This window comes from Rhodococcus sp. ARC_M6, from assembly GCF_022810305.1.
Lineage (GTDB): Bacteria > Actinomycetota > Actinomycetes > Mycobacteriales > Mycobacteriaceae > Rhodococcus_F.
The window spans coordinates 81,114-107,161 of sequence record NZ_JALGQH010000021.1; the positions used below are offsets into that span (position 1 = coordinate 81,114).

Consider the following 26,048-nt stretch of genomic DNA (forward strand, 5'->3'; position numbering starts at 1 on the left):
CACGAGATGCCTGCAGATTACTGGCGCGGCGCGGGTGACCGTATCGAGACCTTGTTGCAGAGTAGCGCCGGCGGCGGACCCGTAGCGCGGGATCGTGCCGAGCAATTGGTGCGCGAGGTCGTGCAATTGTACGGCGCTGCGCTCGAACGGGCTGTGCAGCTTGCAGATCCGGAGATGGTCGAGAAAATGGTGCGCGACGATCTGATCTCGAGCCTGATGCTGGTCCACGGGTTACACCCCCACGACGTCGAAACCCGTGTCCGAACCGCGCTGGACAGCGTGCGTCCATACCTCGGATCGCATGGCGGGGACGTCGAATTGATCGAAGTGTCCGGTGGCGTCGTTCGTTTGCGACTTCTGGGCAGTTGCAACAGTTGCCCGTCCTCGTCGGTGACCCTCGAGTCGGCGGTGCAGGATGCCGTTCAGTCCGCAGCGCCGGAGACGACGGGAATCGAAGTCGAGACGCCGACCGAGCACGCGCCGAAAGCCGGTGTGATTTCGGTGGAATCTCTTTTTTCGCATGTCCACCGCGATACCGGCAGCCAGTGGGTCAGCGTTCCGGAGTTCGCCGAGGTCGCTGCCGGTGAAGTTGCAGGCTTCCGGATCGGCGGCGTGGATCTGCTGGTGTGCCGATCCGGTGACGACCTGTACGCGTACCACGATCACTGTCCGGCGTGTGAACGCTCGTTGGCCGGAGCCGTACTGGAACGCGTGATGGGGCGGTCCACACGCAATGCGGCTGTGTTGACCTGCCCCCATTGCGCCGCTCACTACGATGTCCGAGGTGCCGGAGCGAGAGTCGACGCCGGCGCTGAGCATCTTGCACCGTTGCCCATCCTGACCCGTGACGGCGCGCTGTCGGTAGCGGTGCCGATCGACTCCGTTGCAGGGTCTCAGGTTCCGGTGATGTAGTGGCGAAATCTACAGTGGGAGAGGTTCTCACACAAATAGCGTCGGCGCGCCCGGTATCGACTGGGCCGCGATGCGAGATGTGCGCCGTCGATATCGGCGACGAGCATCAACATGTAGTCGACGTCCAGGTGCGCAGTCTCCTGTGCGTCTGTCGGCCCTGCTATCTGTTGTTCGCACCGGTGGACGCGGATCTCCGATACAAAGCGGTCCCGGACCGATACCTTGAGCTGGCCGAATTCGAATTGGGACCGGGCCGATGGGAATCGTTGGAGATTCCGGTAGGTCTGGCGTTCTTCTTCCGAAATTCGTTGCTGGAGCGATTCATCGCGTTCTATCCCGGTCCGGCTGGGGCCACGGAATCCGAACTGCCCATCGACGCTTTCGAGACCGTCCTGCGCGAGAACCCGATCCTGCGCGAGGTGAGGTCGGACGTCGAGGCGCTGATCGTCCACATCGTTCCGGGTGAGCAGGTACCGAGATGCTTCATTGTGCCGATCGACGCGTGCTACGAGTTGGTGGGGCGATTGCGCACGGTCTGGCGGGGATTCGACGGTGGCCAGGACGCGAAGCGTGAGGTATCACAGTTCTTCGAGTGTGTGCAGTTGCGCAGTACTGTCGTATCAGGTGAGCGGCAGTGACCGCCCTCGAATTCTCGGTTGTGGACGTCGTCGTAGATCCGTATTCGGTGACGCCGAACCTCACTGTGCGGTTGCGCATCTCGGAATCCACCGGTGCTCATGTTCGGGCCCTGGCGTTGCGGGCGCAGATTCGCATCGAGCCGCATCGTCGGCCGTACACGGAGTTGGAGGAAGAAGCTCTGTTGGATCTATTCGGCCGAAGGGAACGGTGGTCCAGCACCTTACGGACCTTCCTCTGGATGGAGTGCTCGACAGTGGTGCAGGGCTTCGACGGCGTTACCGTCGCACACCTACCCATGCCGTGCACCTACGACGTTGCGGTGACGGCATCGAAGTACATGCACGCGCTTGCCGGTGGGACAGTGCCGGTGGTCCTGTTGCTGAGCGGAACCGTTTTCACAGACGGTAATCGAGGATTTTCGGTCGAGCAGATTCCCTGGGACAGGTCGGCGTCGTACGACATTCCGGTGGCGACGTGGAAACAGTTGATCGAGACGCATTACCCGGGCTCCGGCTGGGTACGCCTTGATCACGACACCATCGCCGAGCTTGCCCGATTCAAGGCTGCTCACGGGCTCACCGACATGGAATCTGCAGTGCGGGAGCTACTTTCCGGAAGTGAGGTCGCGACATGAGCGGAGTCGGTACCGGTCATGACGTCCGGGCGGTTGCCGACGCTGTTCTCTACGAGGGCTATCTCCTGTACCCGTATCGGGCGACTTCGGGAAAGAACCAGTCGCGCTGGCAGTTCGGAGTTCTCGGTCCACCCGGTGCTGCGGAAGCCGGGGTAGGCGAGGAATCGGGGATGTCGGTGCAGTGTGTTCTGGATTCGGATGCAGGCGCCGTGGGTGTGACCTTGAGGTTTTTGCACTTACAGGCACGCACTCTGGAGTGTCCGGGGCTGCACGGGGAGTGGGTCCCGGTCGACCGTCTCACTTCGGGTGATCGTGAATGGATGTCCTGGGACGAGGCAAGTGAGTGCGAGATCGAGTTAGGTTCGTGGACACTGACGGAGTTGATGTCGGGGATCGAATTGCCCGTCGAGGTTCCGGCCGGTGTGGAAACCGAACCAGTTCTCGAGTCCGACGGCCGGCAACTGGGGAGGATGGTTCGGACCCAGTGGGCCCTGTCGGGGCACGTCGAGATTCAGGCGGTGCCGGGCACACACTCTGTGTTGTCGATACGTGTCCAGAACACCACTGTGGTCGAGGATGTCGACAAGCGTACGGCGCCCGCCTATTCGATGCTCGGGGCGCATCTCATCCTGGAGTGCGACGCAGCGTCGTTCATATCGCTGTTCAGTGTGGACGACTCGCAGACACTGATTCAGAATCGGTGTTACCCCGTACTGGCCGGAGTTGAGAACCCCGAGTTGCCGGGTCGCTCGAGCACAGTTCTGGCGTCGCCGATCATTCTCTACGACTTTCCGGAAATCGCCGAACAGAGTGAGGGCGCGTTGTTCGACTCCACCGAAATCGACGAGATTTTGACGCTTCGCATTCTGACGATGACCGACGAGGAGAAAGTCGAAGCAAGAGCTACTGATCCGAAGGCTGCAGCCATCATTGATCGTTGCGAAGGATTGACCCCCGAAGGTCTTGCGGAATTACACGGAGTTCTCCGCGATCCGCATGTGGGGCAGAGGGATTCATCGGCTTTCATTCCCGAGGTGCCGGATGGTGTCGATTGGTGGACACTGGAGGCCGACACGAGCGTGAGGCCCCGCACCGACGCGGTGATGATCAGTGGCGTCCGTATCGCCGGTGGCAGCACAGTTCGGCTGCATCCTTCGCGCCGCGCGGACGCTCAGGACCTGTTCTTCGACGGCCGGATCGCCCACGTTGCCACCATCCATGAAGACGTGGACGGCGACATTCATGTGGGGGTGACGTTGATCGACGATCCGGCCGCCGATCTGCATAACTGGTACGGCCGCTATCTGTACTTCGCTCCGGACGAGGTGGAACCGGTGTCTGCGGTGGAGGAGCAGGGTTATCGAGAGGAGAACGGATCATGAGAGGCATGGGAATGTTGTCGACGGTACTTCTCGGCGCAACAGCGATCGCCGCGGCGGTCGTGCTGGTCGTGTCGATGCCGGACATTCAGCGGTATCTGCGGATGCGGAAGATGTAGTCCCGCATGCGGGTTCTGGTGGCGGGGGTCGGAAACATCTTTCTCGGAGACGACGGCTTCGGGCCCGAGGTGGTGCGCGTGCTCGAACGCGAAGATCTACCCGCAGGAGTGAGGTTGGTGGATTACGGGATTCGAGGCGTCCATCTGGCTTACGACCTGCTCGAACCTTGGGATGCGCTGGTCCTGATCGATGCCTTGCCGCAAACCGAACCACCCGGGCAGATTGAGGTTTTCGAGGTGGACTCCGAAAGTCTCAGCAGTACTCAAGGATTCGATGCGCACTCGTTGGATCCGACGTCGGTGTTCGGGAGTGTCCGGGCACTCGGCGGAACGCTTCCACGGACCTTTGTCGTCGGGGCACATGCAGGTTCGGTCGACGAGGGGATCGGCCTCACGCCGGAGCTGAAGAGTTCGGTGGGCGGTGCGGTGTCGGTGGTCTGCGGACTCGTCAGATCGATGGCCGTTGATGCCGCTACCTCGGGACAGGAGGCGTGAGCCATGTGTTTGGGGATCCCTGGACGGGTCGTGCGACTGCTGGAGGGGTACGGCGGGCAACTCGCGCTCGTCGACGTCGAGGGAGTGGCGCGCAAGGTCAATATCGGAATGCTCGACGAAAATACCGTGTCGGCTGGTGACTGGGTGGTGATCCACATGGGTTTCGCGGTCGACAAGGTGGACGAGAATGGTGCGGCCGAGGCGATGGCGGGCCTGGAATTGATGGGCCGGGCTCGCGCTGTGACAGAGGTCGACCCATGATCGCCGCCAGCCGGTTGATCGTGCGTGGGGTGGTTCAGGGCGTCGGATTCCGGCCGTTCGTGTACTCCCTCGCAACAGAATGGGGGTTGGCAGGTTCGGTAGGTAACTCGACTCGTGGTGTGGTGATAGATCTCGAGGGACAGGACATCGACGTTGCCGAATTCGTGACGGCGCTACAGCTACGGCAACCGCCGTTGGCCCGCATTGATTCGGTGGACTACGAACCCGCGCAGCCCTGCGGCCTGTCCGGATTTCGGATCGTCGAGACGGACACCAGTACCGTGGGGCAAACGCTGGCGCCACCCGATGTGGCGACCTGCGATGACTGCCTGCGCGAGATGACCGACCCGACGAACCGGCGGTTCCGCCATCCGTTCATCACGTGCACACATTGTGGTCCACGCTTCACGATTATCACGGCGCTACCGTACGACAGGTCCTCGACAACGATGAATCGCTTCCCGATGTGCGCGAATTGTGCGGCAGAGTATGCGGATCCGGCCGACCGCAGGTTTCACGCGCAGCCCATCGCGTGCCCAGATTGCGGACCGACCCTGTCGTTTCTCGAATCGTTGGTCGTCAGTTCGTCGGGGGAGTCGGCAGTGCTGGGGGAGTGCGCACTAGGGAAAGCACGGGAGTATCTGCGGGAAGGAAAGATCATCGCGGTCAAGGGCATCGGTGGATACCACCTGGCTTGTGATGCTCGTAGCGACTCTGCGGTTCAGGAGTTACGCGCCCGAAAGCACCGGCGCAGCAAACCTTTGGCTGTGATGGTGCGTGACCTGTCGGCCGTGAGTGCGTCGGCGCAGGTAAGTCCTGCCGAGGCCGCGGCGCTTGTCGATCGGTCACGGCCCATTCTTCTCCTTCGGAAAGCGCAGGGATATGCCCTGGCGCCATCCGTGGCACCCGGTCTTCCCGACATCGGAATAATGCTGGCCTACAATCCGATTCAGTATTTGCTACTCGGTTTGGTCGGGGATCCGGTCGGTCCGGAGGCATTGGTGATGACGTCGGCAAACTTCGGTGGTGAGCCGATCATCTACGACGAGCGCGATCAGGACCGTTTGTTCTCCTTGGCCGACGGCATTCTCACCCATGACCGCCCGATTCGGATGCCGTGCGACGACAGCGTCCAGCGAGTGGTGGACAAGGAGTTGACTACGGTGCGGCGTTCACGTGGACATACGCCGTTGCCTATCGATCTACCCGCCACTCTGCCGTTCGATGTGCCCCCGACCCTGGCAGTAGGCGCGGACCTGAAAAACACGTTCTGTCTGGCGCAGGGGGCCTCTGCCTGGCTGAGTCAGCACATCGGCGACATGGGCGATCTCGCTGTAATTGACAGCTTCGCGAACTCGGAGTCGCACTTCGAATCGCTCACCGGCGTAGCGCCGATCCAGGTTGCCTGCGACGAGCATCCAGGGTATCGATCGTCGCGGTGGGCTCGGCAACATGCCGGGCCGCTACCGGTACGTGCAGTTCAACACCATCATGCGCATGTGGCTGCAGTCATGGGTGAAAATGGTTGTGACGGTGATGAACCCGTTCTCGGTCTGGCTTTCGACGGTACCGGATACGGCGCCGACGGTGCGGTGTGGGGTGGGGAGATGTTGTTGGCGACCTATAAGGGTTGTCAGCGTCTCGCACACCTGAAATATGTGCCGTTGCCCGGCGGCGACATCGGCGTCGAACGTCCGTACCGAATGGCGTTGTCACACTTGTGGAGTGCCGGAATCGACTGGGATCCGGATCTGCCGCCAGTTGTGGCATGTCCGCCGCGGGAACTGGGAGTCCTGCGTCATCAACTCGAAACCGGATTCGGATGCTCCGACACATCGAGTATGGGCCGGTTGTTCGACGCTGTTTCTTCCCTGATCGGCGTGCGTCACGTTGCCGACTACGAGGCCCAGGCGGCGATCGAATTGGAGGGGATCTCCCGTGGAATCGTCTGTGGTTCGGAGTGCTACGCCTTCGATCGGATTGACCTTGCGGACAGTGATTCCTGGGTCGGCGACTCCTCGTCGATGATTCGAGGTGTTGTCCGGGACCATCGCGGCGGAGTGCCGGCCGGCGTTATCGGTGCCCGCTTTCACGAGGCTGTCGCTCAACTGGTGCTCGATTGGGCACTGCGGGGGCGTGAGCTTGCCGGTGTCGATGACATTGTGTTGACCGGCGGGGTATTCCAGAACCCACTGCTGCTCTCCCGCTCGCGAATCCTCCTACGAGAGGCCGGATTCGCGCCGCTGACCAGCCGTGAACTGCCACCCAACGACGGAGGTCTCGCGTACGGCCAAGTGCTGGTGGCGAGTTCGTCATGAGATCAGGAGTTGTGCCATGTGCCTAGCAGTGCCGGGACGAATCGAATCCCTGGAGAATCGTGACGGCACACTGATGTCTGTCGTGAACTTCGGAGGGGTACGTAAGGAAGTGTGCCTGGAGTACATTCCGGGTGCGGAGGTCGGTGAATACGTAGTTGTGCATGTCGGTTTCGCCATTCAGCGGCTGGACGAGGAATCGGCACAGCGCACCCTGGCGGAGTTCGAGCACCTCGGTGTCCTGGAAGAGGAATTCGGCGACGGGTTCGCTCGTGCTGCTCGCGCCGCAGGCGTCCAACCTGATGGTGGTATCCAATCGAAGGAGAAGGAATCGTGAAGTATCTGGATGAGTTCTCCGACCCGGAGTTGGCGGGAAAACTACTGGACCAAATCCGTGCGCTTGCCACCCGCCGGTGGGCAATCATGGAAGTGTGCGGAGGCCAGACGCATTCGATCATCAGACACGGAATCGACCAATTGCTGCCCGAACAGATCGAAATGATTCACGGCCCGGGATGCCCAGTCTGTGTCACACCGCTGGAGATCATCGACAAAGCCCTCGAGATTGCCGCCCGTCCGGACGTGATCTTCTGTTCGTTCGGAGACATGCTGAGGGTGCCCGGAAGCTCCTCGGACCTGTTTCGCATCAAGAGCGCCGGCGGTGACGTGCGGGTTGTGTATTCACCCCTCGATGCCCTCACTATCGCGAAGGAGAATCCGGACCGACAAGTCGTGTTCTTCGGTATCGGATTCGAAACCACCGCGCCGGCCAATGCCATGACTGTGTACCAGGCGCGCCGCTTGGGCATCAAGAACTTCTCGCTGCTGGTCTCGCACGTACTCGTCCCACCCGCAATGGCGGCGATCATGGATTCACCGGATTGCCGTGTGCAAGCATTTCTGGCGGCGGGCCACGTGTGCAGCGTGATGGGCACGTCCGAATATCCGTCTCTGGCCGAGAAGTACAAGGTACCGATCGTGGTCACGGGATTCGAGCCGCTCGATCTGCTCGAAGGCATCCGGAAGACCGTGCTGCAATTGGAGACTGGCAGATACGAGGTGGAAAACGCCTATGCACGGGCCGTGACGGCTGAGGGGAATACCGCAGCCAAAGCGATGCTCGAGGACGTGTTCGCGGTCTCCGATCGTACGTGGCGAGGAATCGGCTCCATCCCCGACAGCGGTTGGCAACTGGCGCCGAAGTATGCGGAATTCGATGCAGAACAACGATTCTCGGTCACTCACATTCACACCGAGGAATCCACGGTGTGCCGATCGGGTGAAGTGCTCCAAGGTCTGATCAAGCCGCATGAGTGCAGTGCGTTCGGCAAGCAGTGCACGCCGCGTAATCCATTGGGAGCGACAATGGTTTCGTCCGAAGGTGCGTGCGCCGCCTACTACCTGTATCGACGCTTGGACTTGCAGGAGGTGGGTCATGCCGGCTGAAAAGGGTGCACTCGTAGACGCGTCGTCCTGGGTTTGCCCTCTGCCGCTGCGTGATTCACCGAACATCGTCATGGGTCACGGCGGCGGCGGAGCGATGTCGGCGGAGTTGATCGAGCATCTCTTCCTACCGGCATTCGGTGAGGCAGCCGACGCAGACCTGGGAGATTCGGCGCTGATCGATATCGGCGGTGTGCGGCTTGCCTTTTCGACGGACTCCTACGTCGTCAAGCCGATGGTGTTTCCCGGCGGCACAATCGGCGATCTTGCTGTCAACGGTACGGTCAACGATCTGGCGATGGCGGGTGCGCAACCACTGGTGATGTCGACGGCCTTCATACTCGAGGAAGGTACCGCCCTCACGGACATCGCAGGCATCGCGTCGGCGTTGGGCAATGCGGCGCGCATCGCCGGAGTTCGGTTGGTAACAGGCGATACCAAGGTGGTCGATGCTGGTCACGGTGACGGAGTATTCATCAACACGGCTGGGATCGGCGTGGTACCGGAGGGCGTGGATATCCGTCCGACGCGTGCCGCCGAGGGTGACGTGGTGATCGTCAGCGGAGACATCGGGGTGCACGGCGTTGCGGTGATGAGTTGCCGGGCCGGTCTTGAATTCGGAACCGAAGTGGAAAGTGACTGCGCTGCACTGAACGGCGTCGTCGCGGACATGATTGCGACCGGGGTCGATATTCACGTGCTTCGCGATCCGACTCGCGGCGGTGTGGCGGCCACGCTCAACGAGATCGCCCAGGCGTCGAACATCGGTGTGGCACTGGTGGAGCGCAGCCTTCCGATTCCGGCGGAGGTCCGTGATGCCTGCGGGCTTCTGGGGTTGGATCCTCTGTACGTAGCCAACGAAGGGAAACTTGTAGCGTTTGTTCCGCGCGAGGATGCCGACCGAATCCTGGAAGCGATGCGTGGCAACCCCCTGAGTAAGAGCGCGGCTGTGATCGGGGAGTGCGTAGCCGAGCATCGAGGAATGGTGGTTGCCCGGACGGCCCTCGGTGGAAACCGGGTAGTGGATCTTCCGGCCGGTGAGCAACTTCCGCGGATTTGCTGATGCCTGCCGTTGAAACTGCGGGGCCGATCCTATTCGCACGGTACGCGTATCCACCCAACGAGTTGGGGTACTGCGGGCCGGATGATCCGTCGGCGTTGTTGCGTCAGGCCGGCGGAGTTGCGACAAATGAGGATCGGGACCGGGCGCGACAATTCGACGGAGCGTGGCCGTACTTGGAGGCACTGGCATTGGGCGCCGGTATCGACGATCCGCTCGATCCGCGGGTGATCGAGGCCTATTGGGTTGGTAGCGATCTACTTGGCTCCCTGGAACCGAGAAAACTGTTGCAGCACTTACGTAGAGAGTTCGGTCTGCGCAACAATGTGGGTCTACTCGCCGATCTCGGAGGGCAAGATCACGCCCTCGCGCACCACAGTTTTCACGTTTTCGTCGTGTATCCGTGGGTGAAACTCCTCCGTAAACACGGTGCGGTGCCCCTCTCCGTTCTCCAGAACTGTCGAATCAGGTGGGGTGAAGTGCAAGAAGTCGGTGAGCAACACGCTGTTGTGCGTTCCGCGCCAATCACATTCGAGGGTGAGCGACTGGCGCGTGGCGCGCCGATAGTCGAGCGAGTGCGTTGGAACGTCGACGGAATGTCACTGGCAGCCGCCCCGGTGCACGGTGGTTTGGTGACAATGCACTGGGATTGGTTGTGCGACAGCATCACAGCAGGGCAGTCCCGGGCATTGGACGGCGCTGAAGATTCAGCTCTCGAGATCGTGAACCGACGATTAAGCGAGCGCCGACTGTCGGACTTGGCCTGACGAAACCTCGAAGACGGGCAACTGCCCGGCGCTCCCCATCGACGTATATTCGACTCGGATCCGGCCGTCGGACGTTGTCGGAACCGTTCCGGTTACCCACGAATACACCCAAGGGCCGTCGTCGAGTTCGACAATCGCGATCGTGCAGGGTTCGATCTTGCTGAAAAGGTGGTCGACCTCGCGCTCGACTACCTTGAACGACACGATGGAACCGACGCCGCAAGACTCGACTGGTACGAACGTGGTGCCGTGACACCACGAGCACTCTGCCATTGTCGGTGCGAGCAAGGTTGCGCAGTGCGAGCAACGCAGGATCATGAGTTTGCAGTGTGAATGCACGCCCGCTCGGGTCAGGCCGTCGACGGTCATTTGTGTGGCTCCGTGAAAAGCGTGCTGTCGCCGAGGTATAGGGGCTTGCCGATCATGGGGTTCCGCTTCTGGTTACGCGGACGAGTTCTGGTGAGGGTTGTTCCGGTCCGCTGCGTCTTTTTCTTCTACTGATCTTCTCAATCGAACCCTCCGTGGGTTTGCTGATCAGCGACACATGCTTGACGCTCGGCGACAGGTCTTCTGGTCTTCTACTGGCCTCCTTCTGGGACGAGGTCAGTGACAACGGGCTCGAAACTGCGTGGGGTTGACCCCGTACCGCGTTGTGAAGTTCCGACTGAATTGCGCGAGGTCGAAGTATCCGTAGCGGGCAATGATCGTCGAAATGCTCGACTTCGGTTCGACCAACAGTGCATGACGGCTCTTCTCCATCCGTCGGCCCCGAATCCAATTGGCCACGGTTTCTCCTTCGCGGGCAAACAGTCGGTGCAGAGTGCGTGTGGAGATGAAGAAGTGATCAGCGACGTGCTGCGGGTCGAGTAGAGGGTCAGCAAGGTTCAGCTCGATGAAGTGGAGTACCTGTTTGGTCAGGCTTTGCGTCGAAGCGGTGATTTCGCGTTGTTCGAGGCCTGCGGTGACGGCCAGAGCAGCGAGTTCATCGGCAAAACGGATTCCGCTGGCAGCGGAGACATCGCTACCCAAGTTCACGACATCGGTGAGGGCGTGAGCGAGAATCCCGCTGATTCCTGAGTTTCCAGGCAAGCAGAGAGCAGTAATCTGCTCGGATTCGAGTCGGTCAAGGGCAATCGCTTCTCGCTGCCAGGTAAATACCAACAGCTTCCAATCGTCATCGAGTTGCCAGCGGAATGGACGCGCGGTTTCGTAGACGGCAAAGTCGCCAACTTTCACGTTGCAGGATCGACCGTCCTGTCTGAGGTGACCAGAGCCTTGGGTGACGAGTCCGATCTGAAAGAGTTCTGCGGGTTCGGTGGCAACCAGCCGTTTCGACCTGGTGAAGACTTGCGGCGACGACGAGACCTCGGCCGCGGAAAGGTGTCCCAATTCCCGATTCCAGACAGTGCCGTTGAGTGGTCCCCGTGGTTCTGGCTCGATTTTTGGGGCGATATCGAGCGCCACGAACTTGGACCGGATCAGATCGGTCCACTCGTCGATACTTCCCGCTGTCACGGGTTGGTTCGGACGTGTGGTCATCGGCGATTCTCGAGTGTGTGCGACAAGTCTGATCATGGCTGGCGATGGGACTGTGAAACCCTCATTGCTATTCCAGATATTACGCTGATCAGCTGGGTGACAGAGAGTAATCTGCGCGCACCGGTGGAAGAATTGGAGTCATGTTCCGTGATCGGCCGGCACGTGTCGACGGTGCGCTGGCGGTGTCCGCCGGAACCTTCTCCGGGGTCGCTGCCGGAGCGACGAGCGGAAGCGTGTGGGAAGGAATTATCACCGGGACGGCGATAGCGGCCGCATTTGTTGTCGCAAGGTTGCTGATCCGCGGTTGAAGAGCGGGGCAGGCGAGTGATCGTTAGATGTCGCGCGCGTTCGTGACGAGTTTATGGACATCGAGCTCCATGTCGTCGAGGCCGAAGCTGATGATGCGTTCGGGGTGGATGCGGACTATCGGACCATCCAGACCACGAGAAGCAGCAGTGCCATGTTGTAGCCCTGGATGTCGATAGTGGCTGTATCGGGGTTGTAGTGGAAGCCCACGGGACTTACTTGCAGAGTGCCGTTCGGTTGAACGGTCGCCAGTCGTCCGAGGCGTTGTGACGCCAGATAGTCGAGTTCCTGCTGGGTGAAGGACATGAAACAACGTTCGAACCTCAAGCGCACTCGAGGTCAAGGTGGCGTCATCGGGTCAGCTGACTCGCCAAGAATGTCCGAAATTTCCTGATCTTCTGCTTGGATCGCTAATTTGTGAGGGGCTGTCGGAGGTTGGGTAGGCGACGCTGTGGGTTTGTGACTGCTGTGGGTTTGTGACTGCTGTGGGTTTGTGACCGCATGCGTCGGGCTTCGCATCGGCGAGAATCTGATGCGAAGCCTGGCACGTCTGCAGTTGTGGTGCAACATAATTCAGGTGCGTAGCACCGGCCCCGGACGCAGGGTTGATCGCCGCGGCCGCTGTTCCGGATCGATTCCCGCCGGCGGAATGAACCACGGCTTCCGATCGGACCCCATCTTGATTTCCCACTGCCCCGCGAACCCGGCCTTACGGTGAATCAGAGTGTGGTGCGCTCGGCACAGCAAGGTGAGGTTGTCCATCACCGTCAACCCGCCCTTCGACCACGGCCGAATATGGTGCGCATCGCACCACGCCGGCACCGCATCACAGGAGGGGAACGCGCACCCCTTGTCGCGGGCGATCAACGCCGTCCGTTGCGCCGTCGAGACCAACCTTTTGAGAGGACTCACATCGAGCGGGGCACCGTTCTCATCCAGCAGCACCGTCGAGAGCATGCAATCACACGCCAGCATCCGGGTGCGGGTGATACTGAGCGGTCCCATCCACGGCATGTGCCCGACATCAAGATCGTCGAGGTCGTCGAAGCTCCACACCGGTATACCTTCGACGTCAGTCTCGTCATCGGGAGAAGCCGAGCGAGAAGTTGCAGTACTGGCGCAGTCCCGATGCTCCGCAAGATCTTTCGCAGACACATGCACATTCACATGCGGACGCTGACCACCGTCCACCCCTGTCGCCGCATTGTCGAGATACCGGCGAATCAACTCCGTCAACGCATCCGCCGTCCGCTTGGCCGCCGACCGCGCATCCGGAGTCCCGTCCGCGGCAGGGGTCGGCATCGACAACCCCGACAACGCCGAAAGAAGCATCTCGCCGGTCAACGCATCGAACTCACCTTTGATCACCACCCGACCGTTCAACGTCGGCGCGATGCGCAACTCATTCCGGTCGTCGTCTTCCCCGGCCGAGATGTCCTCGGATTCGAAGATCCGCTCGAGCACTGCAATGGCGTAGCGCAGTTTCGTGGTGGTCGCCTCCACCCCGGAAGCTGCGGCGAGCAAGGTTTTCAAGCAGTACGGCAGAGCCGACTCCGGCATCCCTTTCGGTGGGAACTCGCAGAATGCGGTGATCAGCGCGGCATGGTCGACGGTGAGGTCACCGGCATCGAACTGGGCCGCGACAGCGGGGAATGCCCGTAGTGCCACTCCGAGGGCGGCGATCTTGTTTCCGGCCGCATTCTGCAACATCGTGTTCGCGGCCAGCCAGCGGCCGACGCCGCGGTAACACAGCACTTGCTCGTCCGGATGAAGGGCTAACGCGTCGACCGCGGCAACCCGGATGGCTTCCAGCCGTAGGATTTCCGCCGATGCCGTGATGGCGACTTCCCGCACGTCGCACGGACGTAGTTGCCACAGCATGCCGCGCACATTAATTGCAGAACCAGCTACAACATCGGCAACTGCGGTATCGACGCTCATCGGATCCCCCATCCTTGCCCCCAATGATACTCGAACATCTATTCGAGTCAAGGGAAAGTTTCAGTGGAGATTCAGCAGACTTTCCGAAAACCGTTGCAGCAAAGAATCTTCAGGAACTTAACGGTGGGGATCCAGGACTTGCTCAAGCCGTGCCGGCTGTCGATCCACGCACCGATAGACTGACCAGATGCGCGGAGAGTACAAGGTCCCAGGTGGCAAGCTGGTAGCAGTCGATGTCGAGATCGAGGAGGGACAACTGTCCCGAGTCGCGGTGTCCGGTGATTTTTTCCTCGAGCCCGACAGTGCTCTGGACGATATCAACGCAGCCTTGACCGGAATGCCGGCTGACGCCAATGTGGACCAACTCGCTGACGCCATCACTGCCTCGCTCGATGCCTCCGTTTCAATGATCGGGTTCACTCCGGAGTCGGTCGGTATCGCGATCCGGCGTGCACTCGGCCACGCCACGAGTTGGGCGGACCACACATTCGACGTCATCCCGCCCGTGGTGCTCGATCCCGCGATGCATGTTGCGCTGGACGAGGTCATTGCGCGTGAGGTGGCGTCCGGCGAGCGGCCGCCTACCCTGCGGTTCTGGGACTGGGACTCGCCGCTGGTAGTTATCGGCTCGTTCCAGTCCGTTCGGAACGAGGTCGACGCCGAAGCTGCTGCGCGGCACGGTATCGGCGTCGTGCGGCGGATTTCCGGTGGTGGCGCGATGTTCATGGAGCCGGGCAACTGCATCACGTATTCGCTGGCGGTGCCGGCGTCGCTGGTGGAGGGGCTGAGTTTCGAGAGGTCCTACGCGTTCCTCGACCAGTGGGTGATGGGTGCGCTTGCGGACGTCGGGATCAACGCCCGGTATGTGCCTCTCAACGACATCGCTTCCGACAAGGGCAAGATTGCCGGCGCCGCGCAGAAGCGGTTCGCTTCGGGCACCGTGCTGCATCACGTGACGATGGCCTATGACATCGATGCGGAGAAGATGACGCAGGTTCTGCGGATCGGGCGGGAGAAGATGTCGGACAAGGGCACCACGAGCGCAGCGAAGAGGGTCGACCCGCTTCGTTCGCAGACCGGCATGACCCGCGCCGCGATCCTGACTGCATTCTTGGACCACTTCCGAGCCCAGTACGACACTCACGACAGTGATTACACCGCCGCCGAATTGACACAGGCAAGTGAGCTGGTGGAGACGAAGTTCAGCACCGAGAAGTGGACGCACCGCGTGCCGTGAGGTGCGTCCACTTGCATCGGTTACGTCGTGCGAGCCGCTGCTGATTCGTCAGAGACAGGTATGTTGCTCTCGTCGGACTTTCCAGTTGGCACAGTGAATGTTGCTGCAATGCAGAGTATTGCGACGGCGAAGCATGCCAGCGTGTACCAGAGATTGCCGATGGGATCGCCGGCACTGGTGGAACCGTCGACGGCACCGAAGAAGTCAGGCAATGCGGTAGCCCAGAGTATTGCCATGATCGCCAGGTAAACGGCGGCGTAGTACCGGACAAAATTGTTTGTGTAGGAGGGAACATTCGTCGACGGTTCCGTGCGCAATCGCATCCACTGTCGGACTAGAACTGCGATTGCGACAACAGTGAGTATGACAAGTTCGGCTGCGTAGAGGATCCCGCGGATAGTGTCACTTCTGGCCCCGAAAACTGTTGCCGGAATCGGCAGAATGAATGTGCCGACCGATGCCAGAACTCCGATCACCAGTGTGCGCCAAACCAATTGGAGGCCGGAGAAATGCTTGCCCGCATCGACGTGACGACCGACAAAGAACTGGACGCAGAATGCCAGCGACATCGGCCACAGTGCAGCGAAGACGACAACGCTCGGTAGTGGGACCGAGTCGAACATCGGTTGGTTGATCGGGTTGTCGGTCGACCATTCCCACCAACGAAGTTGTGGACCGAGGTGGTCGAAGATTTCGTAGAAGGCGTGGTGCACGAATCCGGCGCAGACTGCGCCGACGAGCACACCGTACCGTCGGAAAATGCCCAGCATTTTCACGATTTCGAAGGCGATCGTGGCCATCAGTGGGTAGATGGCGATGATGTACAGGGGGAGTCGACCCCACAGGAAATCGACGGTGAATACGTTGTGCGCGAACATCGTGTCCACATGCTCTTCGATGCCGAATGCCGCGGGAAAGTACAGCGGTGGTTCGATGATGAAAAGGTATGCGGTGGCGCCGAACCAGAGCACCAGGTTGGTGGGATCGCCGTTGCGGCGCAGACGCACGATTGCGAGTACGAGTGCAAGTACGGAGCCGATGATGATGGTCCACTCGAGGACCGGCAGGGTCCAGTTTTCGAGTCCCAGGGGATTTCGGAACTCGACGAGTCCGCCGGCCTCGTCGCAGGAAAACCCGAGTTCCGTCGCAAGTTGACTGAAGGTGGGCGAACACAGATCAGCCATCATTTCACCTCTGCATCGGCGGTGTACCAGCGTGTGACGTCGTAGCCGGCGTCGAAACGTTCGAACCACACATCGGCTAGTGCGGGGAGCTTCTCGTGGGCAGGGTTGTGCTTGGGCAGTTGGCTGCGGACAACGCCCCGCAGTGCGGTGAGTTGTTCTCCGAGAGGGAGAACGTCGAATGCTCGCGACATCGGGCCGTTGTACTCCTCTTGAAGCATCGGGAGTCGCTTACGGAGGAACTGCATGTTGCGGTACGAGGCGAACATCGCCATGGCATCGACCTGTCGATCGTCAAGGGGGACATGCTTATTGAATCCGAGGCAGGCCAACCTGATGACCTTCATGACGTGCCGGAAGATCGACGGGGCCATGCGCATCCGGTAGAGATCGCTTCCGACCACGGATTCGAAGATGATGAGGGCGGAACTGCGATGCTCTACTTCCTCGACGAAGTGCCAGATGAACAGTGACGCGACCCGGTCGTCTCCCGGCTGGAACAGTGTCGAGTCATTGTCGAGCATCAGCTTGAACACCGATGTGAAGGTTGCTTCCAAGTCTGCGGTGTAGGCGAGCCGGTAGTTCACCGAAGTCTCGGCAGTGAGCTTGTCGAACTCTCCGATTACTTCGTCGAGTGTCTCCTGCAATCCGGGGAAGCTCTTGATCAGTCCCTTGACGTGTTGGCGATGCGCCGTCGAATGCTGGCCCTCCTGGCGCATGAAAGCGTCGGCTTCCTCGGCGACGGCAGGATCGGTGAGCAGCGGCTTCGCCTGAAGAATGAGCTTCACGATCATCTTCTCGAAGCCGATCGCCAGGAAGGAGACCGCGTTGGCCATGCTCGAGAATGCCGGATTCTCTTCGTTCCAGAGGAAGGGGACGTCGTAGTCCGCGAATGCGAAATTCATCTTTCGGACTTGAAGGTCGGTCACTTTCGAAACCTCGTCTTTCGGAAGGGGCAGGTTCGGTGGCCGCGTTCGGACGTTCCGAAGCCACAGTGACGGCAATCATACGCAGATCGACACTTGTGTATGTTCACATTCGGCAACAGAGTTTCGAATTGAGGTCTGGTGAGGCGCGGTAGGCGTTGTGTTAGCCTGTGGCTCTTGTAATCCGGATGGTCTGCGAGCTTTCCCAAATCAGGTTTTCAGCGTGAGTTCGGCGCGAGACAGCATGATTCGAGCATGGTTCGGGCGAGGAAGCGGCAGTGGCACGAAGGCGTGGGTGGGGCGGCAACCCGCCGGACAGCGACGAAGAAGCGACTCGTCGAATTGTCGACACAGCAGTCGATCTCATCGGACAAACGGGTTCGGCAATCAACATCGCGGACGTTGCGGAGTCGCTGGGCGTCATCCGTCAGACGGTCTATCGGTACTTCCCCAGCGTCGACGCCCTCATGAGGGCGGCAGCGATCGCGTCGGTCGACGGTTTTCTCGATCGGCTGACCCAGCACGTGCGCGGTATCGAAGATCCTGTCGACGCGATGACCGAAGGAGTGGTGTACACGCTCGCCGAGGTCCGCAGAACACCGCATCTCGGCATTCTGCTCACGGGAACATACTCGAGCCTCCACCCCGACGGCATCACCTCCGACGAGGCGCAGGCCTTCGGAGTCATGATGATCAACCGTTTCGACGTCGATTGGGAGCGTTACGGATACGACGACGCGTCACTTCGTGAACTCGTCGAATTCCTCCTCCGGACCATGCAGTCGTTCTTCGTATCGCCGGGTAGTCCGCCGCGTAGTGACGACGAATTGCGCCGGTACCTGCGCCGCTGGATTGGAACCGCGATTATCGCTCAAAAGGATCTGCCTGCAAGCTTTTAGGCGTGAGCTAATTTCGCCGCGGCATCGAGAGCGGCAAGGTAGCCGAACACGATTGCGGGGCCGATGGTTGCGCCTGGTCCGGCATAGGTATGGCCCATCACCGGCGAACTGGTGTTGCCGGCCGCGTAGAGTCCCTCGATGACCGTTCCGTCGTCACGCAAAGCGCGAGCCTGGCTGTCGGTATTGATCCCGCCTTTGGTACCGAGGTCTCCGGGCACCATCTTGGCCGCATAAAACGGTCCGTTGGACAGTTCGCCGAGGCTGGGGTTGGGCTTGTTGGTGATGTCACCGTAGTAGTGGTCGTATGTGCTTGCGCCACGGCCGAAGTCGGGATCGCTACCACTGCGGGCGTGACCGTTGAATCGGTTGATCGTTTCCGCAAGCGCAGTCTCGGGCACGCCGATGTCGAGAGCGAGTTCGACAATCGTTTCAGCGGTAACGATTGCGCCCGATGCCAGCCATGAGCGTGGCATCGAACTGCGCGCCGGCAGTCCCGCAAAGAGGTATCTGTCGCGGTAGGTCTGGTCGAAGATCAGCCAGGCCGGGATGTTCTCGGCCGGTCCGTCGCCGCGGCCGAATTTTCCTCCGAACATCGCGTGAGTGGCCTCGACGTAGGGGAGCGATTCGTTCATGAAGCGCTCACCTCTGGCGTTCACCATGATGCTGCGCGGCAGCGAGCGTTCCGCCAGCGCGAACCACGGTCCCTTCGGGAGAGGTATCGACGGTGCCCACCAAGCGTCGTCCATGTACGAGATCGCGGCACCTCGTTGGACTGCTGCTGTGATGCCGTCGCCGGTGTTCGTCGGTGCACCAAGGGTCCATTCGCCGCTACTCGGTTGCCGCTGGTACTTGATTCGCATCTCGTTGTTGTTCTCGAACCCACCACAGGCCAGGACGACGCCGTGTCGCGCGCGCATGGTTGTCTGAACTCCTCCGCTTTCGAGGTTCACTCCGACAACTCGATCATTGTCGGTGATCAGATCCACCATTGCGGTGTTGAGAAGTACCGGTACACCGGCCGCCCGGACTCCGATCATCAGTTCCGCCATTAGCGCGGACCCAAGCCCGATCAGCTTCTTTCGCCGCAGCTTTCCGACCATTGTTCGGGCGCCCACCTGGAGCATGCGCGCCGGACCTCGCCAGTGGCGAAGGCCGGTGCTCAGCCACCGATAGTCCGACTGCTTGACGACGACGTTGAGTGGGGTTTTCATGTACGACGGATGCAGCGTGGCGAGATCGTCGCCCAAGGCGCGCGCATCGAAAGGTAAAGGCTCGCAGGAGCGTCCGGAAGCGCGACCGCCGGGAGCTTCGGGAAAGTAGTCGGAGTATCCCTCTACCCATTCGAGCTTCAAGGCAGAATTGCGAATGAGGAAGTCGAGTGCTTCGTGGCCTCGGTCGATGTAGGTGTCGATGCGTTCGGTATCTGCGTCGTCGCCGACGATGCTGTTGAGATACTCTCGCGCAGAATCGAGTTCATCGACCGGCGCCTGTTGGCGGAGTACCGAATTTCCCGGGATCCATACTCCGCCGCCGGACCGCGCGGACGAGCCGCCCCAGTACGTGGACTTCTCCACGATGACTGTCGAGAGGCCATTGGAGGCAGCGGTGATGGCTGCGGACATGCCGGCTGCGCCGGATCCGACAACGATCAGATCAACTTCGGTGGGGATCGGGCCATTCGGAATTGAGTTCATCAAGCGTGGTGTCCTTTGGGGTCTTGGGCGTTCGGTGTGCGCCAACGGGTGTCGAGAACGGCGTCGAGTGCACCCTCGACGCAGACGGGCAGGGAAGCTTCTCGTTTCTGGGGACTCCGAATCCACTGGCGATAGCCGAATTCTGCTGCGGCCAACATCAGGTGTACGAGAAGGCCTGGGCGACTGTCAGTTTCGGGATCACATTGCATTCGTTGGGCCACGAGCTCGACAAGTCGGTCGCGATGCTCCGGTGCGATCAACGCGACACGATCCATCAGGTGTGGGGCCGTCCGGAAGGCTGCTCGCCAGTGCTCAACCTCGGCGGAATCGAGAGTGCTGGACCTTTCCAGGATTGCCCTCGACACCGCGAGGTCTGCGGGTTCCGATTCGGGGCGAGCCTCGAGGAGCGCCACAATCCCCGCGCCACCGTGTCTCACTGGATCCAGGAGGAGGTCTTCTTTGTTGCGAACGTGCCGGAAGTACGTACTCGCGGACACTCCGGCTGCGGATGCAATCTGGTCGGTGGTGACGTTTTCGAATCCGTCTCGGGCGAACAGGGTCAATGCTGCTCGTTGGATCTCTGCTCGTACTTGCAAGCGTTGCCTTGCGCGCAATGACATCGGGAGCACCCCTAAGTAGTGGATTGAATCTGTGGAATCTGACCGCCTAATGACAGCTTCACTTAATGTGATAGTCACTGTCAAGAGGCAATTGGCTGTCACGTTGATGAGCTTTCGAGTCTTCATATGTGCGTGTATGTCCTGATTCTGGGTACGCATTCGAGGAGGGGCGGGTTCCGCCTCTCGTCGATGTGAGTACAGATCTGTCAGGCGGCCACGTTTCCCCCGGTCGCGAGACTTACGCGAGACCTATAGGGCGGGACCGTGGTGGAACCTTTCGACGTCAGGAAGTCCGAAGAAAATAGTTCCGTAGAGCATATTTCGAGCGCCGAATATTTTCCGTTGTCCGCGGCGCAACGAGCGACCTGGTTTGCGCAACAATTTGGGCCCGACGTACCGATTTCGATTGCGCATTACGTCGAGTTGCGCGGAGAACTCGATGTTGACCTGTTGCGAAAGGAAACCGTTGCGGTTGCACACGAGTTCCAGTCGCCGTTACTCAAGGTGGTCGAGGTCGATGGCCGTCCGATGCAGTACGTGGACGACACGATCGATATTCCTGTCGACTTCATCGACTTTCGTGGCGCGGCCGACCCGGTTGCCGCTGCACACGAATTGATGAATCGGGACTACCAGGGGCAACTCGATCTCGGAGTCGATCGACTGGTAGAAACCTCGATCCTGTGTGTGGGGCCGTCGCATTACCTGTGGTACAGCCGCATTCACCATGTCGCGCTCGACGGATACGGTGCCATGACGATGATGAACCGCATCGCGCACCGCTATTCAGCCGCGGTCGCCGGCCGGGAACCGGATTCGAATCATGCTGCTACCCAGCGTGAGCTGTACGAGATCGACGCCCGCTATCGATCGTCGAATCGGTATGCAGCAGATCGGGAGTATTGGGCGGCACGAACTTCGGCTGTCGAAGGATCGAGCCTGTCCGACGTTTCGGCACCCTCACTAGCGAGGAGCAGAGTCGAAAGTGCCATGCTCTCCGGAACGGCGTGTGCCGGGCTCGAGGAATCCGAGCGGCAGGCCGCGACCGTCGTTGCCGCCATCGCCTGCTACCTGTCGCGGATGACATCTAAAACCACTGTGCTGGTGAATGTTCCACTATCCGGACGAACAACGTCAACGCTGCGCAATTCCGGCGGCATGATGGTCAACGTTGCACCGCTGGCGATTTCGGTCGACGAAGGGGATACGGTATCCGGCCTCGTGTCTTCAGTTCACCAAGAGCTGCTGGGTGCATTGCGACATCAGCGGTGCAGTCTGGACGATATTCGCCGCGATCTCGGTCGCAGTGGGGACGGACTGTCCGGACCCATGGTCAACGTCATGCTATTTCGGCAAAACATTGCTCTGGGTTCCATGGTGGGTGAGTACCACATCGTCACGTCCGGTCCGGTCGAAGATCTCCTGGTGAACGTGTACCCGAGCGGCACGCAAGGAGAGATTCTCGTCGACTTCCGGGCAAATCCGAATCGGTACACGGACTCCGTGCTGCGGACTCACCACACGCAGTTCGTCGATTTGTTGGAAGAATTCATTGCGTCAGAACCGAACTCCAGGCTCGACACAATTCACCGGGCGACAGCTCTCGAAGGCGAGCGACGACGTCGAGTAGTTGACCAACTCGAATATTGGAAGAATCAGCTTTCGGGGATTCCGGAGCTGCTGAAATTGCCGTCCGATCGGGCCCGGCCGGCCTCACAATCCCTGCGAGTCGATGGCGTCGAAGTCCAGATCGGCGCTGATACCCACCGCAGAGTGATCGACGTGGCCTCAGAGCACGGCACCACTAGTTTTGCAGTTCTGCATGCGGCTTTCGCCATGCTGCTGAGCAGACTTTCGGGCACATCCGACGTGGTGGTCGGAACAGTGGTCTCCGGGCCCGCGGATATCATTGTGCTGCGGACCTGCGTCGAGATGGAAATGTCCTTCGCGCATCTCCTGTGTCTGGTTCGGGACACTGATGCTGAGGGCTTCGATCACAGCGAGGTTCCTTTCGACGAGTTGGTTCGGTCGCTCGAGATGGGCGGCTCTTCGGCATATTCCCCGATCGTTCAGGTGATCTTCGATTATCACGAAGCGGCAGAGTGTTTAGGGGACAACGGAATCGGGCGCTTCGACCTTCGGGTGACCGCGTCGGAGGGTTTCGATGCAGTCGGCAATCCTTCCGGCATCACGGTGAATCTCGGGTTCGCGACAGATCTGTTCGATGCGGACACTGTTCGTGGTCTCGGGACGAGATTTCGCCGCATTCTGGAGGCGGTCACGATCGCCCCCAGTATTGCGGTAGGCGACGTCGATATCCTCGTCGATGCCGAACGTCACACTCTCGTTCCGGTTCAGGGCGCAGTGGCACGCTCGGAACGCACGCTACCGGAACTGTTCGAGGCGACAGCACAGGCGAATCCCGACGGTGTCGCCCTCTCGTATTGCGGTGTCGGGTTGACTTATCGCGAAGTCGACGAGCGCTCGAACCAGCTCGCGCGAGTGTTGGTTGCGCAGGGCATTGGCACGGAAAACTTTGTAGCACTGGGGATTGCACGCTCGATCGAGTCAGTCCTGTCTATGTTGGCGATAGCCAAGACTGGCGCGGCATTTGTACCGGTGGATCCGAGTTATCCCGCAGACCGGGTCCAGCACATGTTGGATGATTCCGGTGCCGCTGCGGGTGTGACTGTGTCTGCTGATCGTCCGCGACTGCCGAATTCGATTCCGTGGCTGGTGCTCGACGACCCCGAGTTTCGGACGCAGTGTTCGACGCGACCAGCGTCCGCGATTACCGACGCTGAACGTATCCGGCCGCTCCACCTGGATAATCCCGCCTACGTGATTTACACGTCCGGTTCTACGGGCAGACCCAAAGGCGTGCCGGTCACGCACCGGGGTCTGGACAGCCTTGCCGCCGAGCATCTTTCACGCTTCGGTGCGACGCAATACTCGAGGACCTTACATTTTTCCACTCCGAGTTTCGACGCCTCGGTCTCCGAATATCTGCATGCCTTCGGTGCCGGAGCGACAATGGTGATCGTTCCGCCCACGATTTACGGTGGGGAGGAGTTGTCCCGGCTTCTGAGAACAGAGAAGGTTACACACGGATTCATTACCACTGCTGCGCTCGGAACTGTTGAACCGGATGGGCTTTCCGAATTTCAGAACGTGGTGTTCGGCGGTGAGGCGTGTCCGCCGGAGTTGGTGAAGCGGTGGGCGCCGGGTCGGAGGTTGTGCAACGCCTACGGGCCGACTGAGGCAACCGTCATGGCGAACATCAGTGAACCGATGTCACCGGCGGACGTGATCACGTTGGGTGGACCGTTGCGAGGATTCTGCGAGGTCGTTCTGGACGCACGGTTGAAGGCGGTACCAGTCGGGGTCGCGGGGGAGCTGTACGTCTCGGGCGAAGCATTGGCTCGCGGGTATCACGGAAAGTCTGCTATGACAGCAGAACGGTTTGTGGCCAACCCCTTTGGTAACCCGGGTGAGCGAATGTATCGAACCGGGGATGTGGTGTGCTGGAGAGTTGATCGCACCCTGGAGTACTTGGGGCGTAGCGACTTTCAGGTGAAGGTACGCGGGTTCCGTATCGAATTGGGCGAGATCGATACCGTCTTCCACGCTCTTCCACACGTCAAGACTGTATTGACGATGCCCCGGCCAGGGCCGTCGGGCGACACGATGCTCGTTTCGTATGTATTGCCGGTGTCCGGCCACGTGCTCGCGGCTCCCGAGCTGATGGAGTATGCCGCAGAACAATTGCCGACATACATGGTTCCGGCCGCGATCGTCGTACTGGACGAGATGCCGATGACGGCGGTGGGGAAGCTCGATCGTGCAGCATTACCGGCGCCGCAACTTTTGTCGGCTGAGGCGGAGTTCCGCGCCCCGGCAGGCCCTGTCGAGCAGACAGTTGCGCAGGTATTGGCCGAAGTTCTGGGAGTGGCTCGAATTGGCCGGGGTGACAGCTTCTTCGACCTCGGAGGAAATTCGCTGATTGCAACCAGGGTGATTGCGCGTCTCAATCTGGCTCTTCGCGTTGATCTCAGTGTCCGGACGCTCTTCGAGGCTCCGACGGTTGAGGCACTGGCAGAGCAGATCGAGAAAGCCGCGGTGTGGCACCCCGACCGGCCAGTTCTGACAGCACGATCGCGTCCGGACAGAATTCCGGTTTCGCTGGCGCAGCAGCGTATGTGGTTTATCAACCAGTTTGACACCTCTTCGTCGGCCTACAACATTCCGATGGTGGTGCGACTATCCGGCGATCTCGATGTGGAGGCCCTCCGGGCGGCACTGGGTGACGTGATCGAACGGCACGAGTCGCTTCGGACTGTCTATCCGGCATCTGCAGACGGCCCTCATCAGGTGATCGTTCCGTCGACTCCGGTGGTTCCGGATCTGACACCGCAGGTGTGCAGCGATGTTGAAGCGTCGATCGCCGAGTTCGCTTCCGAGGGTTTTGATGTGAGCAAGACTGTGCCCGTCCGGGGCGTTCTGTTCCGGACCCGACCCGACGAGCACGTCCTCATGCTGGTGGTTCACCATATTTCGGCCGACGGAGCGTCGCTGGCACCGCTCGCTCGCGATCTGGCAATTGCCTACGACGCGCGGGTTCAGGAGAAGTCACCAGATTGGAATCCGCTCGCGGTGCATTATGCCGATTTCAGCCTGTGGCAGACGGAAGTTCTTGGTAGTGACCAGGATCCCGACAGCATCATGTCGGCGCAGTTGGAGTACTGGAAGTCGGCATTGTCAGACCTCCCCGGCCCGATCGATCTTCCCCTGGATCGGCCGCGTCCCCGGGACCGTTCGTTGCAGGGCGGGATCGTCAAATTTTCGGTATCTCCGGCGTTGCATCGGGACCTTCTCGCGCTTGCACGGCAACACAACTCCACATTGTTCATGGTCATGCATGCAGCGCTGGTGGTATTGGCTGCGCGTCTGAGTGGGTCCACGGACATCACCATCGGGACGCCGATCGGAGGACGAGGGGAGGAGGCGCTCGACGATCTGGTCGGGATGTTTGTCAACACTGTGGTGCTGCGGACGGCCGTCGACCCGGGCACGACCTTTGCACAGACGCTGTCCGTAGTGCGGAAGGTCGACCTGGAGGCATTCGGCCACACCGAGGTGCCGTTCGAGAGAGTGGTGGATGCGCTCTCACCGGATCGCTCGACGTCACACTCTCCGCTGTTTCAGATCCTGCTGGAGTTCCAGAACACCGCTGCCCCCAATCTGGAATTGCCGGGACTCGCGGTCGAGGTGGTTGACGTTGATGCCGGAGTGTCCAAGTTCGATCTGCAGTTGACGCTGACGGAGCGCTACGACGAGTTGGGTGCTGCCGGTATCTCCGGAGCGTTCACCTTCGCATCCGATGTGTTAGATCGGCCGACTGTGTCGGAATTCGGGGAGAGATTCCTTCGGATTCTGGAAGGTGTTGTTGCGGAATCGGATCGGGCTGTCGGCGATATCGAGGTTTTCGGGCTGGGTGAGCGGGAGTTGGTTCTCGACTCGTGGAATGCGACGGGGCATGAGTTGCCGGGGGTGACGTTGGCGGATCTCTTTGATGCGCAGGTGGCGCGGACTCCGGGTGCTGTTGCGGTGGTGTTCGAGGGTGCGGTGTTGTCGTACCGGGAGTTTGATGCTCGGGTGAATCGGTTGGCCAGGTTTTTGAT

At 60.4% G+C, this 26,048-nt stretch carries 23 protein-coding genes and 1 pseudogene; 16 read left to right on the top strand and 8 right to left on the bottom strand.

Translation table 11 applies throughout. From position 1 onward, the window contains the following. Window positions 1-6 precede the first annotated feature (6 nt). The 12 genes from MTX36_RS20300 to MTX36_RS20350 are packed head-to-tail and all read left to right on the top strand — an operon-like array spanning window position 7 to window position 10,024. Window positions 7-912 (top strand): NifU family protein, encoded by a 906-nt coding sequence (locus MTX36_RS20300; protein ID WP_243621478.1) that lies wholly within the window; start codon window positions 7-9, stop codon window positions 910-912. 14 nt (window positions 913-926) lie between these two features. Next, entirely contained in the window at window positions 927-1,550 is a 624-nt protein-coding gene (locus tag MTX36_RS20305) for a DUF5947 family protein (protein WP_243621500.1), read from the top strand. After that, window positions 1,547-2,185 (top strand): DUF6084 family protein, encoded by a 639-nt coding sequence (locus MTX36_RS20310; protein WP_243621479.1) that lies wholly within the window; start codon window positions 1,547-1,549, stop codon window positions 2,183-2,185. Before MTX36_RS20305 ends, MTX36_RS20310 begins: the two co-directional genes overlap by 4 nt. Next, window positions 2,182-3,567, top strand: coding sequence for a hypothetical protein (locus MTX36_RS20315; protein WP_243621480.1), 1,386 nt, complete (start codon window positions 2,182-2,184; stop codon window positions 3,565-3,567). Before MTX36_RS20310 ends, MTX36_RS20315 begins: the two co-directional genes overlap by 4 nt. After that, a complete protein-coding gene (locus MTX36_RS30590; RefSeq protein ID WP_371851312.1) occupies window positions 3,564-3,683 on the top strand; it encodes a hypothetical protein in 120 nt (39 codons plus the stop codon). The genes MTX36_RS20315 and MTX36_RS30590 overlap by 4 nt, the downstream gene beginning before the upstream one ends. Before the next feature lie 6 nt (window positions 3,684-3,689). After that, window positions 3,690-4,178 carry a hydrogenase maturation protease gene (locus MTX36_RS20320; RefSeq protein ID WP_243621481.1) on the top strand — a complete coding sequence of 163 codons (489 nt, stop codon included), beginning with the start codon at window positions 3,690-3,692 and terminating at the stop codon, window positions 4,176-4,178. A 3-nt stretch (window positions 4,179-4,181) separates the two neighbouring features. Then, a complete protein-coding gene (locus tag MTX36_RS20325) occupies window positions 4,182-4,439 on the top strand; it encodes a HypC/HybG/HupF family hydrogenase formation chaperone (RefSeq protein WP_243621482.1) in 258 nt (85 codons plus the stop codon). Next, window positions 4,436-6,757, top strand: coding sequence for a carbamoyltransferase HypF (gene hypF, locus MTX36_RS20330; protein WP_243621483.1), 2,322 nt, complete (start codon window positions 4,436-4,438; stop codon window positions 6,755-6,757). The genes MTX36_RS20325 and hypF overlap by 4 nt, the downstream gene beginning before the upstream one ends. Window positions 6,758-6,773: 16 nt before the next feature. After that, window positions 6,774-7,091 (top strand): HypC/HybG/HupF family hydrogenase formation chaperone, encoded by a 318-nt coding sequence (locus MTX36_RS20335; protein WP_243621484.1) that lies wholly within the window; start codon window positions 6,774-6,776, stop codon window positions 7,089-7,091. Then, window positions 7,088-8,200 carry a hydrogenase formation protein HypD gene (gene hypD, locus MTX36_RS20340; protein WP_243621485.1) on the top strand — a complete coding sequence of 371 codons (1,113 nt, stop codon included), beginning with the start codon at window positions 7,088-7,090 and terminating at the stop codon, window positions 8,198-8,200. The genes MTX36_RS20335 and hypD overlap by 4 nt, the downstream gene beginning before the upstream one ends. After that, window positions 8,190-9,260, top strand: coding sequence for a hydrogenase expression/formation protein HypE (hypE, locus tag MTX36_RS20345; RefSeq protein ID WP_243621486.1), 1,071 nt, complete (start codon window positions 8,190-8,192; stop codon window positions 9,258-9,260). The genes hypD and hypE overlap by 11 nt, the downstream gene beginning before the upstream one ends. After that, a complete protein-coding gene (locus tag MTX36_RS20350) occupies window positions 9,260-10,024 on the top strand; it encodes a DUF6390 family protein (RefSeq protein ID WP_243621487.1) in 765 nt (254 codons plus the stop codon). Before hypE ends, MTX36_RS20350 begins: the two co-directional genes overlap by 1 nt. Here the strand turns inward: MTX36_RS20350 and MTX36_RS20355 are convergent. Next, entirely contained in the window at window positions 9,992-10,393 is a 402-nt protein-coding gene (locus tag MTX36_RS20355) for a Zn-ribbon domain-containing OB-fold protein (protein WP_243621488.1), read from the bottom strand. The genes MTX36_RS20350 and MTX36_RS20355 overlap by 33 nt on opposite strands. Window positions 10,394-10,627: 234 nt before the next feature. Next, window positions 10,628-11,563, bottom strand: coding sequence for a helix-turn-helix domain-containing protein (locus tag MTX36_RS20360; RefSeq protein ID WP_243621489.1), 936 nt, complete (start codon window positions 11,561-11,563; stop codon window positions 10,628-10,630). Between the two features lie 140 nt (window positions 11,564-11,703). On the opposite strand from MTX36_RS20360, the gene MTX36_RS20365 reads away from it, so the two are divergent. Then, window positions 11,704-11,871 (top strand): hypothetical protein, encoded by a 168-nt coding sequence (locus tag MTX36_RS20365; protein WP_243621490.1) that lies wholly within the window; start codon window positions 11,704-11,706, stop codon window positions 11,869-11,871. 23 nt (window positions 11,872-11,894) lie between these two features. Here the strand turns inward: MTX36_RS20365 and MTX36_RS20370 are convergent. Next, a pseudogene (locus tag MTX36_RS20370) lies at window positions 11,895-12,175 on the bottom strand (pyridoxamine 5'-phosphate oxidase family protein). 267 nt (window positions 12,176-12,442) lie between these two features. Then, on the bottom strand, window positions 12,443-13,810 hold the full coding sequence (locus MTX36_RS20375; RefSeq protein WP_243621491.1) for an HNH endonuclease signature motif containing protein: 1,368 nt from the start codon (window positions 13,808-13,810) through the stop codon (window positions 12,443-12,445). 187 nt (window positions 13,811-13,997) lie between these two features. On the opposite strand from MTX36_RS20375, the gene MTX36_RS20380 reads away from it, so the two are divergent. Continuing rightward, window positions 13,998-15,047 carry a biotin/lipoate A/B protein ligase family protein gene (locus tag MTX36_RS20380; RefSeq protein ID WP_243621492.1) on the top strand — a complete coding sequence of 350 codons (1,050 nt, stop codon included), beginning with the start codon at window positions 13,998-14,000 and terminating at the stop codon, window positions 15,045-15,047. Between the two features lie 20 nt (window positions 15,048-15,067). Here MTX36_RS20380 and MTX36_RS20385 read toward each other — a convergent pair whose 3' ends face one another. Both MTX36_RS20385 and MTX36_RS20390 read right to left on the bottom strand, forming a co-directional pair. Continuing rightward, entirely contained in the window at window positions 15,068-16,231 is a 1,164-nt protein-coding gene (locus MTX36_RS20385) for a hypothetical protein (RefSeq protein WP_243621501.1), read from the bottom strand. Beyond that, window positions 16,231-17,157 (bottom strand): metal-dependent hydrolase, encoded by a 927-nt coding sequence (locus MTX36_RS20390; RefSeq protein WP_243621493.1) that lies wholly within the window; start codon window positions 17,155-17,157, stop codon window positions 16,231-16,233. Before MTX36_RS20390 ends, MTX36_RS20385 begins: the two co-directional genes overlap by 1 nt. Window positions 17,158-17,432: 275 nt before the next feature. On the opposite strand from MTX36_RS20390, the gene MTX36_RS20395 reads away from it, so the two are divergent. After that, entirely contained in the window at window positions 17,433-18,053 is a 621-nt protein-coding gene (locus MTX36_RS20395) for a TetR/AcrR family transcriptional regulator (RefSeq protein WP_243621494.1), read from the top strand. Here MTX36_RS20395 and kstD read toward each other — a convergent pair. After that, window positions 18,050-19,747, bottom strand: coding sequence for a 3-oxosteroid 1-dehydrogenase (gene kstD, locus MTX36_RS20400; RefSeq protein WP_243621495.1), 1,698 nt, complete (start codon window positions 19,745-19,747; stop codon window positions 18,050-18,052). The genes MTX36_RS20395 and kstD overlap by 4 nt on opposite strands. Next, window positions 19,747-20,367 carry a TetR/AcrR family transcriptional regulator gene (locus MTX36_RS20405; protein ID WP_243621496.1) on the bottom strand — a complete coding sequence of 207 codons (621 nt, stop codon included), beginning with the start codon at window positions 20,365-20,367 and terminating at the stop codon, window positions 19,747-19,749. Before MTX36_RS20405 ends, kstD begins: the two co-directional genes overlap by 1 nt. A 267-nt stretch (window positions 20,368-20,634) precedes the next feature. Here MTX36_RS20405 and MTX36_RS20410 point away from each other — a divergent pair. Then, the coding region (locus MTX36_RS20410) for an amino acid adenylation domain-containing protein (protein WP_374230510.1) at window positions 20,635-26,048 on the top strand (5,414 nt) is incomplete at its 3' end.

Coding starts and splice junctions, on each gene's coding strand:
- MTX36_RS30590 (WP_371851312.1), top strand. CDS start 3,564: ATGAGAGGCATGGGAATGTTGTCGACGGTACTTCTCGGCGCAACAGCG.
- MTX36_RS20325 (WP_243621482.1), top strand. CDS start 4,182: ATGTGTTTGGGGATCCCTGGACGGGTCGTGCGACTGCTGGAGGGGTAC.
- kstD (WP_243621495.1), bottom strand. CDS start 19,747: ATGAACTCAATTCCGAATGGCCCGATCCCCACCGAAGTTGATCTGATC.
- MTX36_RS20320 (WP_243621481.1), top strand. CDS start 3,690: ATGCGGGTTCTGGTGGCGGGGGTCGGAAACATCTTTCTCGGAGACGAC.
- hypF (WP_243621483.1), top strand. CDS start 4,436: ATGATCGCCGCCAGCCGGTTGATCGTGCGTGGGGTGGTTCAGGGCGTC.
- MTX36_RS20405 (WP_243621496.1), bottom strand. CDS start 20,367: ATGTCATTGCGCGCAAGGCAACGCTTGCAAGTACGAGCAGAGATCCAA.
- MTX36_RS20315 (WP_243621480.1), top strand. CDS start 2,182: ATGAGCGGAGTCGGTACCGGTCATGACGTCCGGGCGGTTGCCGACGCT.
- MTX36_RS20375 (WP_243621491.1), bottom strand. CDS start 13,810: ATGAGCGTCGATACCGCAGTTGCCGATGTTGTAGCTGGTTCTGCAATT.
- MTX36_RS20360 (WP_243621489.1), bottom strand. CDS start 11,563: ATGACCACACGTCCGAACCAACCCGTGACAGCGGGAAGTATCGACGAG.
- hypE (WP_243621486.1), top strand. CDS start 8,190: ATGCCGGCTGAAAAGGGTGCACTCGTAGACGCGTCGTCCTGGGTTTGC.
- MTX36_RS20350 (WP_243621487.1), top strand. CDS start 9,260: ATGCCTGCCGTTGAAACTGCGGGGCCGATCCTATTCGCACGGTACGCG.
- MTX36_RS20385 (WP_243621501.1), bottom strand. CDS start 16,231: ATGGCTGATCTGTGTTCGCCCACCTTCAGTCAACTTGCGACGGAACTC.
- MTX36_RS20380 (WP_243621492.1), top strand. CDS start 13,998: ATGCGCGGAGAGTACAAGGTCCCAGGTGGCAAGCTGGTAGCAGTCGAT.
- MTX36_RS20335 (WP_243621484.1), top strand. CDS start 6,774: ATGTGCCTAGCAGTGCCGGGACGAATCGAATCCCTGGAGAATCGTGAC.
- MTX36_RS20355 (WP_243621488.1), bottom strand. CDS start 10,393: ATGACCGTCGACGGCCTGACCCGAGCGGGCGTGCATTCACACTGCAAA.
- MTX36_RS20300 (WP_243621478.1), top strand. CDS start 7: ATGCCTGCAGATTACTGGCGCGGCGCGGGTGACCGTATCGAGACCTTG.
- MTX36_RS20365 (WP_243621490.1), top strand. CDS start 11,704: ATGTTCCGTGATCGGCCGGCACGTGTCGACGGTGCGCTGGCGGTGTCC.